This is a genomic window from Phormidium pseudopriestleyi FRX01, from assembly GCF_017313335.1.
Taxonomy (GTDB): Bacteria; Cyanobacteriota; Cyanobacteriia; order Cyanobacteriales; family Laspinemataceae; genus Laspinema; species Laspinema pseudopriestleyi.
This window is the reverse complement of sequence record NZ_JAFLQW010000405.1, coordinates 1-9384: the sequence shown is the minus strand read 5'-3', so window position 1 is coordinate 9384 and position 9384 is coordinate 1. Positions and strand designations below refer to the sequence as shown.

Genomic DNA, 9384 nt, shown 5'->3' with positions numbered 1-9384 from the left:
CTGGTTTTTGGGATTGTACCAATGTTAATCATTGCCGGATTTATCGAAGGATTTTTCTCCCCGAATCCCGCTATCCCTGATTCCCTTAAATATGTAACAGGTATTGGCTTATTAGCCCTCCTTATCCGCTATTGTAGTTGCCAGAAAAAATAATAGATTAATCCCTTTGAAAGACTCCCAGTCCCATTTAAAATCGGTCCCATAACGATTTGAATCCAAATGGGTTTGGGGAGAGAGTGAGTCTCTTCCCAAACCCTTCAGCACTTCAACTTATGACTCACTCCCTACCCCACTAAAATCACCGGCATCATCATAAGAATAAGAAATAGAACTAGAGAGGGTTGTGGGTAAATCAAAGGCTTCTTTCTGACACCGGAGGTTATAGTAGACCATTGATTTTAAGGTTTGCCAAAAGGGAGTAAACAGAATGTTAAAGCAGCTCCAGTAAATTATCCAAATAACTTGTTCAATCCATAGAGAAGTAAACTCTTCAGAGTTAGGGGAAATCACCCTTGTAATGAATCCAGAAATAAACAGCCAAAGTACAGTGAATAAAATAATGATAGGAGTCGTAGTAAAAACCGGAAGAATAATCGTTTTGACAACGGAGCGTCGGAGCCCTTGGACTAACTGCCGAGAGCGAGTTATGGTAGTCGATGATGTGATGTCTTCTTCTATGGCTAGGGGAATTTTATAAATAAAGAAAGGAGAGTATATTTCAATTGATTTGATGAAAAACCAAGCATATATAAACAGCATCATTACAAAGAAAACAATAGAAAATAATGCCCCTAATCCATAATTAATGCTCCACAAGCTGGGCAGCAAAAGAATGAGTAATGAAGATAATAATCCCGAAGAAATGCTCCAAAGAATTACCCATAAAAATGCTCGATAGGCAAAACCTAAAGAGGCTAATATAGAGGCAAGAAAAAATTTCCAAAGTTTCGGATTGATATGCTTTTGAGCTTCAGTTACTGTTTCAGTTTTACCGTTAATCTCAGAAAATGCTAACCGTGAAATGATTGCTAAACCGGCAAAAAACTTAGCCCATCCATAAATTGGCACCAAAAACCATAGATGGGAAATTAAGGAAATCTTGAAGTAAGTCTTAAATCGTTTACGATATAAATTTATACTTGCTGTTACCGCATTTTCTTCTGTAAAATAACGCATGATGTTTACCTTGATATTTGAAAGAAATTGACTCAGGTTTCGTCGATTAATGACAAGTAAGCCCTAATCGTTATAACAGGTTTCTGGCCTTGAGTTGAAGGTAGCTATCCACCACTTGATCGCTAATTAAATTAGCTGGGGCATCTAACACTAAAACACCTTTTTGCTTTAAATTGGCAAATACTAATTGGCGCTGAGATAATAAATTTAATGCTACTGCACGGGAATAGGTTGTGTCAATCTCATTCGTGGAAGTATGGGCAATTTCATCGACTTGAGGATCGCGGAGGGTGACACAAAAGGGTAAGTAACGCGGGGTGAGGCGTTGTAAGGCCCCCAGTAGTTCGGCAGAAGCGGTGGCATCAACTATATCTGTAATCATCACAACCAGCGCCCTGCGAGTTTGTTGGGACACCACACGGGTGACGGCCCCCATATAGTCGGGTTCAAGTAATACGGGTTGAAGGGGAGTGAGACGTTCGATTAAGTGAGGCATTTGATGTTGACCTTGTGCTGGGGGAATCCAAGTATGAATGTCGCGATCGAATACGGCAACCCCAACCCGATCGCCTCGATTTAACCCCGCCAACACTAACGATAAAGTAGCATTTAACCCCCAGTCAAACCGCTGCATCCCTTGCACCTGCGCCGTCATTAACCGCCCGCGATCGAGTAAAATCAGCAGGGTTTGCTCCCGTTCCGGTTCTAAAACGCGCACTAGAGGACGATGACGCCGCGCCGTTGCTTTCCAATCAATCAGGCGTGTATCATCCCCCATGCCATATTCCCGCAATTCGGCAAATTCCGTGCCATTCCCCAGGCGACGCATCCGTTGCCGCATGGTGCCGGTAGACTGCAACGCCAGACGAATCGTCAGCGATCGCAATCCCACCAAATCGGGATAAACCGGCACTTTCACCGCTGCCGGAATGGTCCAATCCAACCACGCCAACCCCCAGGAGCCCAACTGTCGCACTTGAATATCCCCCCACTCGTACTCCCCCCGCTTGCTGGGTTTAACAGTATAAGTGAGTTCTTGGGTCGTATTCGCCGCTACGGTGGTTTGCAAGTGCGGTGCAGACACTTCAAATGCCATCGGATAGCGATCGCCAATCCGAATTACCGCTAATTTTTTCCTCGCCTCAACAGTAAGCACCACTGGATTATCTCGCCCAATGGACAATTTACCCAGAGGCGATCGCGTCACATTAACCCGATAGTTTCGCAGGCGCTGACTATCAATAAAACCCAAGATTAACACAATACAATCAAACGTCAATGTTATGAAAATACTGACCGTGGGATTAAATAGAATCGCTATAAAAATTGCGATGACTATTCCGAGTCCTAACAGTAAATACAGCAGTCTGGATGGAATCATTATGACAATTCTCCGGTTTATGGGGCAGTCGTTAGTTATCTGAAAAATGAGGAGGAATAAACGAGGTTGAACCATGAAAACCACTAATTCCTCATCCTTTAGCCTTCATCTGGGAACCGCAACTTGTTGGAGAAGCGAGGCGATCGCACTGTCAATTTGAACGCCATCGAGTAACGCTTCTGGTTTGAGAATAAACCGATGACGCAGTAAAGGAAATGCCACCGCTTTGACATCATCTGGCGTCACATAATCCCGATCCTTTAACCAAGCTTGTGCCTTACTACTTTGTAGCCAAGCGACTGCCGATCGCGGGGAAGCACCTAATGCTAAATCCGGGAATTTGCGCGATTTCTGCACCAAAGCTAACATATAATCCAGTAGATTATCAGCCACCTGCACCCCCTTAACTTCCTCTCGCGCCTGGAGAATTTGCTGTACCGTTGCTAGAGGTTTTATTCGAGTTAACTCTAAGCGTTTTGCCTGAAATCCTGCCTGAGAATTCAGCAACATTTGCTTTTCCGCTGCCGAGTCCGGATAATCCACCACCAGTTTAAACAAAAAGCGATCAAGTTGCGCTTCCGGCAGGGGATAGGTTCCTTCAAATTCCAGGGGATTTTGAGTGGCGATCGTCCAAAATAACTCCGGTAATGGCAAACTTTCCCCATCCAAAGTAATCTGCTGTTCCTCCATCGCTTCTAATAGGGCAGATTGAGTTTTGGGGGGAGTCCGGTTAATCTCATCCGCCAGCAAAATCTCCGTAAAAACCGGCCCCTTTTTTAAGGTAAAACTGCTGGTATTCATATCAAAAATATTCGTCCCGAGGATATCCGAAGGTAAGATATCCGGCGTAAGCTGAATTCGGCGAAAATCCGCCTGAATTAACTGCGCTAACACCTTCACTAATAACGTTTTTCCCGTTCCCGGGACACCTTCTAAAATGACATGACCCCCCGATAACAACGCTACCAGCAATTGTTGCACCACTGCCGATTGTCCGACCACAATTTTGTCCAATGCCTGACCCAGGCGTTTTAAAATTGCCCTTGTTTCACTCATGCTTTGAATCCCTAACCCTTACAATGAAATGGCCCGACGAATTGCCGCCCATTTTTTCACCCAGCCTAGCAAGTTGAATTTGCGAAGGCGACGCGGTTGAGAAATTACCTGCAACTGCTGCATTAATTCCGTTGCCGGACGCCCGGTTTTTTCAGCCCAAGCTTGTGCCAGGGTTTCATAATCCAGGGGAACTGAAGCCAATCCTAATGCTTTTTGCAGTTGCAATTGTTCTTCTTTTCCCACCACCTCTACTATAAAATCACGACGGCCTGCTTTTTGCAAGACTCCGGCTAAAGCCTGGATATAGGCTTTGCTATTTTCCAACCCCGGTGTCGATAATCGATTCAGTTGTCCCAATCGCCGATTATTGGCCCAAATTAGGACAATAATTAATAGGATACCCTGCACCAAGGCCGGAAATACGGGGGTTTGAAGGAAATAATTGACTAAAGTCTGTCTTTGTTCCCGTTCGATGACTTCTGTATCTTTATAGCCGTGGGAATATTCATCGATAAAAATTGGCCGATCGCCTTCACTAACCAGATTAGCTAAAAACTCATAATTCCCGGGCATATCTTGATACGCATTGGCGGCTAAATAGGGAGTATTTGCATAAATTACTTTGCCTTGACCGATATTTTCCTGCCAAACCATAGCGCCAAATTCATCCCCTAACAAAACTTGGCTGGCGTTACGGTTCCGTCTCATCGTATCAATTTTTATTTCCCCAAAATCGCTTTCCTGAAGGGTGCTAAATGGCGCTTCAGTAACCGGCGTTGTTATCCCTAGAATGACGATAATATTCCCTTGTTTGACCCAGTTTTGTTCTAATTCAGATAGGAGGTTTGAATCGCTTTCGCCTCGTCTTTCCCGGGTGAACCGACTGTCAACATGAATCAAGGTCACCGACGGATCAATCGCTTCACTTTCGATTAATTCATAACCCGGTTTTTTCCACCGTTGAATGGGGACTTCTCGGGCTTCCATATAAGCGTACCAGGCCCCATATCCATCGGGATTCAGTCGATAAGTTGAACCATTATTAATTCGGCCACTGTTTGCCGGGGCCATCACAAAAGTGAGCAGGATAATCGCCCCGATCGCCAGAACAGCAAACACCCCTAATTTACGATTCGACAGGTTCATGATTTCCTCTCAATTTCTCGATATGCTTCCTGACATTCCCCCAATTTATCCGCAGTAATATTTTGATTGCCAAAATAGAATTGTTCGTGGGTTTGCAACAGGGTTTGATAAGCAGAACTACGGATATTTTGCTGGAGTAATATCTGATATTCGCGATTTGTTAAACTGGGTTGGTGGAGAATAAGGCCTCGATCATTTAACCCTTGTAACATTGCCAAATATAAACAGCGACAAGCTTCGCCATAATTGCCCTTACTCTGAAACTGGCGCGATCGCTTTAACCATTCCTCCACGGATAATCTGGGGGTGAGCGTCGTTTCTTGACCCTTAACAGGAGTCGGACCGAAAACCCGATAGAGATAAGGGACCAAGACATCAGAAATACGCCAGAGAAACCAGACTGCCAGTAAAATGGCGATCGCCCACCCGATGACCCTTGCCACTTGATCTAATCCCGAAATTTCCAACTGAGGGAATTCTGGGAGTTCCAGTTTAGAGGTTTGCCGTTCCCACCATTCGGATATATTTTGTCGGAAGAGTTGGATTTGCCAACCGATACTATTATTCTCAAACGACTCTGTAGGCATAAATCCGTTGCATCCGATACAATAAGTTAATCGATACAGCAGTCAAGACACACCCTCTCGGGCGATCGATGATCTATTTATAATCGATTAGGGTGGCGATCGCCTACAGAATCAACCCGATTATTGCGGCAAAGGACAAGAAACCGGGTTTCTGACAGAAATTTTCATCAATTTATCATAGTTCTGGGTCAGAAATTCGTTTTTTCAAGGTTATTTAAGGGGGAATTCAAGATTGAGGAAGTGGGGCGATCGGCAAATAATCAACTTCAGATTGTGGTATTCTTATAGAGTTATCCCAATTAGTGATTAGCTGATTGTTTGACTTGCTTCAGTTGAAGAATTTCTCCTGACCTGCCTTTACACCCAAATAGAAACAAAAATCCCCCAGACTATTGCCTCCCCAATGATAAAATAAACGATAAGCTCTCAATTCTAAAATTCCTATGACCCCAGCAACTGCCCCCATTTTAATGAGTGAGGACCAAGCCTTATCCTTGGTGGAATCGACCCTGAAGCAATCCCAATCCGACGGCGTTTTCGTGAGTCTGAGTGAGGGGGAATCCTCTCTGAGTCGGTTTTCCGAGAATCAAATTACCCAAAATATTAGTCGAAGTCGATTTAATCTCACGATTACCAGTTATTTTGGCAAACGGAGTGCTTCGGCATCTACTTCGGAACTGGATCCGGAGGCGATCGCCACAACCCTGCGCCAATCGGAAGAACTCGCACGAATTGCGCCGGAGGACCCGGAATGGGTTCCCCTCCTCGAACCCCAACTCTACGATCGCCGGATTCCCGCTTTTGATGATGCCACTGCCACGGTTTCTCCCTTGCGGCGAGGCGAAATGGTTAAACAGGTTTGTGAGAAGGCGGCACAAGCTGGGGTGGAAAGTTCCGGGACTCTGAGTGTCTCTGCCACGATTCGGGCGATCGGCAATTCTCTGGGGGTATTGGCAAGCGATCGCAAAACTGAGGCAGAGTTCAGCGTAACGGCTAAAATTGGCAAGGGGTCCAGTTGGACTTCTCGCACGGGTTTTGCCCTCGATCGCCTCCCGATCGCACAAATGACCGAACAGGCGATCGCCCGTTCCGTTGCCTCGCAGTCTCCCCGCAAAATTCAACCGGGTGTGTATCCCGTCATCTTTGATGCAGCAGCTTTTGCCGACTTACTGCCTTGGTTGATTTGGAATTTAGATGCCAGGGCCGCCGACGAAGGGCGATCGTTTATGTCTCACACCGATGCAGCAGGCAAATCCGCTGGGAATCGCGTCGGAGAAACAATGTTTAGTCCCTTGGTACAAGTCCAGCGTAATCCCGCCCATCCCTTATTGCAATCCGGCACCTTTTTCGAGGATGGATTGAGTAATACACCCTTGGACATCATCACCAATGGCATTCCCCAAACCCTCTCCTACAGTCGCTATTGGGCGCAACAGCAGGGTAAACAACCCACCGGGATGATGTATCCCATCGCCATGACAGGTTCCGAAGCGAGTATCGCTGATTTAATTGCCCAAACTCAACAAGGCATCCTAGTCAGTCGCGCTTGGTATGTGCGCTATATCAATCCGCGCACCTTAGAAGTCACCGGCATGACTCGGGATGGTACATTTTGGATTGAAAATGGGGAAATTGCCTACCCCATCGAAAACCTGCGCTTTAATCAAAGTTTACCGGCGATGTTGCGAGAGGTGGATGCCCTCACAACAGTGCAACGCTTTGGGGGTAGCGTCGTTCCCGGTGTGCGCGTCAAAGCATTTAACTTTACGAGTACCACGGATAGTATATAACCTCATCCAGAAAACGGGCAGAGGAAACAGGCAAGGGACTGGGGAGAAACTTTTCCATCACCTCTTCAGTCCCTCCAAATTTGGCAAATTTTGGTTTATAATCGAATCCAGTTGATTTCTTTAAAGGGTTATAAAGTAGGTCTCCATGAAATTTTCCCTCTCCATTATTTCTAGCTTATATCGCACGGTCCTCCGCAATCCTAAATATCGGTGGCCTGTAATTTTAGCAAGTTTACTGTATCTGATTAGTCCTTTGGATATTTCCCCAGATTTCATCCCTATTTTAGGACAAATTGATGATGTAGCTTTACTATTTTTGTTAGTAGGGGGCATTTCTGAACTGCTCACCGAATGGATGCAAAGCTTAAATCCCAGTAACGTCAAGGGGGAAGTTGATTCTGAATCATCCCATCCTGAAACTCAAACCGTTGACGTAGATGCGGTTTCTGTAGATTAGGCAGCCCTAATTTTTGTTTTTTCTTCTGTATCTTGGTCATCTCTAACTCAAGCCTTAAACATTACCATGTCTATTGAATCCTCTCCACAAACCCAGTTTTATAACTGGAAAAATTATCAATGTTCCTATCAAGTGCATCATGCCGAAGATGCGAACACTCCCCTGGTATTAATTCATCCGATTGGGGTGGGTTTATCGGGTAATTTTTGGTATCGGTTTTGCGAAGCGTGGTATCAAGCAGGAAATACAAATCCCATTTACAATCCAGATTTACTGGGATGTGGGGATAGCGATATGCCTCGGGTGACTTATACTCCCCAAGATTGGGCCGAACAAGTCTTGCATTTTATCAAAACTGTTGTGAAAAAGCCGGTGATTATTGTCACCCAAGGGGCATTGTTTCCGGTTGCGATTAAATTAGTGCAACTGGATAAAGAATTACCATCCGGGGAAACGCCCTGGATTAAAAAGCTGGCATTATCAGGCCCTCCGGGGTGGAAAATTATGACCCGAGAAGGGTCAGATATCCAAAATAACCTCCGGTGGAATTTGTTATTTGATACGCCCTGGGGAACGGCATTTTATCGGTATGCCCGCAGTCGAAAGTTTTTAAAATCATTTTCGATTAAACAACTGTTTGAAAATCCCAATTCTGTAGATGAGAATTGGCTGAATATGTTGGAGAAAGGGGCTGCTAATTTGGAGAGTCGCCACGCGGTGTTTGCTTTTTTGGCGGGGTTTTGGCGGGAAGATTATGAACAGGATATCTCCAATATTCAGCAACCGACTTTAGTTGTGATTGGGCAAAATACGTCTAATATTAGTCGGGAAGGGTTAAGGGAAACCCCTGATGAGCGATTGGCGGCTTATTTGAATGCTTTACCGAATGGAAAAGGGGTAAAAATTAATGGGCGGAATGTTTTACCCTATGAAGCAACGGCTGAATTTGTCCAGGCGATCGCGCCTTTTATTCGGGAAGGATAGCTAAAATGGGGCGTCAAAAACTTAAATTATTGGATTAGTTCATCAGATATTGGTTTGACGCACCTTAGCCATTTTTTTGACAAAAAGAGGAATTTATGTCGTTAGAATATGAATTAAGAATTGTCACGGATTGGCAACCCTTAGACGTTTTAAAACTGTTGTCACAAGAACTTGAGCTAGAGTGGGAAGAGAGTCGGTTGTTTGGGCCTGGTATTGTATTAGGAGCAACTCTTGAAACCGAGCATCGTCAATCGATTATGATGGAAACCTTTGGATTTAAGCCTACTTTAGATTTATGGTTCTGGCTGGATTCCCAGGAAAATTACCAACGGGGAAAGCAGATTTTACTAGAAGCATCTATGTTGGTTTTGCGTCATCTATCCGGAGATGCTGTTTTGTTGTTTAATTCAGAATCTACGGTCTTGCAGCGAATATCAGGCCCCTTAATTTTTAATGAAAAAATTCCTCTGACCTCTAGGGATGAAATTGAGAAATTCAATCAACCCTTTTATATCAAACCTTTGCGTTCACTGTTACTGTACGATCGCCGTACCACGCTTGCAGTTGATAACCCGATTTATTCGCAACTGCAAGCAGTAGCAACGGCACGAGGCCAGTCCCCGACTAGATTAGCCAATGAAGCGATCGCCTTTTACTTAAGGGAAATCGTTAGAGTCGATAGGGGCATCGCTACCCCTACCTCTCCTTCAGAACCGTGCATGAGACTTTCACCTCACACGGCTCCTCAGTAATGCCACCCTGTTGTGGGTACGATTCACTCGCTCGAAATATCCGCTTTTGCAACTT

The 9384-nt window shown here is 44.9% G+C and carries 9 protein-coding genes; 4 read left to right on the top strand and 5 right to left on the bottom strand.

Annotated features, from left to right (window positions below):
- Window positions 1-270: 270 nt before the first annotated feature.
- From J0895_RS15200 to J0895_RS15180, 5 genes are all read right to left on the bottom strand, one after another.
- The gene (locus J0895_RS15200) at window positions 271-1176 is read right to left on the bottom strand and encodes a hypothetical protein (RefSeq protein WP_207088897.1); all 906 of its coding nucleotides are present in this window, start codon (window positions 1174-1176) and stop codon (window positions 271-273) included.
- A gap of 70 nt (window positions 1177-1246) precedes the next feature.
- The gene (locus J0895_RS15195) at window positions 1247-2557 is read right to left on the bottom strand and encodes a DUF58 domain-containing protein (protein WP_207088896.1); all 1311 of its coding nucleotides are present in this window, start codon (window positions 2555-2557) and stop codon (window positions 1247-1249) included.
- 105 nt (window positions 2558-2662) lie between these two features.
- A complete protein-coding gene (locus tag J0895_RS15190) occupies window positions 2663-3613 on the bottom strand; it encodes an AAA family ATPase (protein WP_207088895.1) in 951 nt (316 codons plus the stop codon).
- An 18-nt stretch (window positions 3614-3631) separates the two neighbouring features.
- Window positions 3632-4759: a DUF4350 domain-containing protein gene (locus J0895_RS15185; protein ID WP_207088894.1), complete on the bottom strand. Its 1128-nt coding sequence runs from the start codon at window positions 4757-4759 to the stop codon at window positions 3632-3634.
- The gene (locus J0895_RS15180; RefSeq protein ID WP_207088893.1) at window positions 4756-5346 is read right to left on the bottom strand and encodes a DUF4129 domain-containing protein; all 591 of its coding nucleotides are present in this window, start codon (window positions 5344-5346) and stop codon (window positions 4756-4758) included. Before J0895_RS15180 ends, J0895_RS15185 begins: the two co-directional genes overlap by 4 nt.
- A 443-nt stretch (window positions 5347-5789) precedes the next feature.
- On the opposite strand from J0895_RS15180, the gene J0895_RS15175 reads away from it, so the two are divergent.
- The 4 genes from J0895_RS15175 (at window position 5790) to J0895_RS15160 (ending at window position 9329) form a co-directional block, all read left to right on the top strand.
- Entirely contained in the window at window positions 5790-7136 is a 1347-nt protein-coding gene (locus tag J0895_RS15175; protein WP_207088892.1) for a TldD/PmbA family protein, read from the top strand.
- 145 nt (window positions 7137-7281) lie between these two features.
- Window positions 7282-7593 carry a YkvA family protein gene (locus tag J0895_RS15170; RefSeq protein WP_207088891.1) on the top strand — a complete coding sequence of 104 codons (312 nt, stop codon included), beginning with the start codon at window positions 7282-7284 and terminating at the stop codon, window positions 7591-7593.
- 66 nt (window positions 7594-7659) lie between these two features.
- Complete coding sequence (locus J0895_RS15165) at window positions 7660-8577, top strand: alpha/beta fold hydrolase (RefSeq protein ID WP_207088890.1); 918 nt, start codon at window positions 7660-7662, stop codon at window positions 8575-8577.
- A 95-nt stretch (window positions 8578-8672) separates the two neighbouring features.
- Complete coding sequence (locus tag J0895_RS15160) at window positions 8673-9329, top strand: SitI3 family protein (RefSeq protein ID WP_207088889.1); 657 nt, start codon at window positions 8673-8675, stop codon at window positions 9327-9329.
- Window positions 9330-9384 lie beyond the last annotated feature (55 nt).

Coding starts and splice junctions, on each gene's coding strand:
- J0895_RS15200 (WP_207088897.1), bottom strand. CDS start 1,176: ATGCGTTATTTTACAGAAGAAAATGCGGTAACAGCAAGTATAAATTTA.
- J0895_RS15195 (WP_207088896.1), bottom strand. CDS start 2,557: ATGATTCCATCCAGACTGCTGTATTTACTGTTAGGACTCGGAATAGTC.
- J0895_RS15190 (WP_207088895.1), bottom strand. CDS start 3,613: ATGAGTGAAACAAGGGCAATTTTAAAACGCCTGGGTCAGGCATTGGAC.
- J0895_RS15185 (WP_207088894.1), bottom strand. CDS start 4,759: ATGAACCTGTCGAATCGTAAATTAGGGGTGTTTGCTGTTCTGGCGATC.
- J0895_RS15180 (WP_207088893.1), bottom strand. CDS start 5,346: ATGCCTACAGAGTCGTTTGAGAATAATAGTATCGGTTGGCAAATCCAA.
- J0895_RS15175 (WP_207088892.1), top strand. CDS start 5,790: ATGACCCCAGCAACTGCCCCCATTTTAATGAGTGAGGACCAAGCCTTA.
- J0895_RS15170 (WP_207088891.1), top strand. CDS start 7,282: ATGAAATTTTCCCTCTCCATTATTTCTAGCTTATATCGCACGGTCCTC.
- J0895_RS15165 (WP_207088890.1), top strand. CDS start 7,660: ATGTCTATTGAATCCTCTCCACAAACCCAGTTTTATAACTGGAAAAAT.
- J0895_RS15160 (WP_207088889.1), top strand. CDS start 8,673: ATGTCGTTAGAATATGAATTAAGAATTGTCACGGATTGGCAACCCTTA.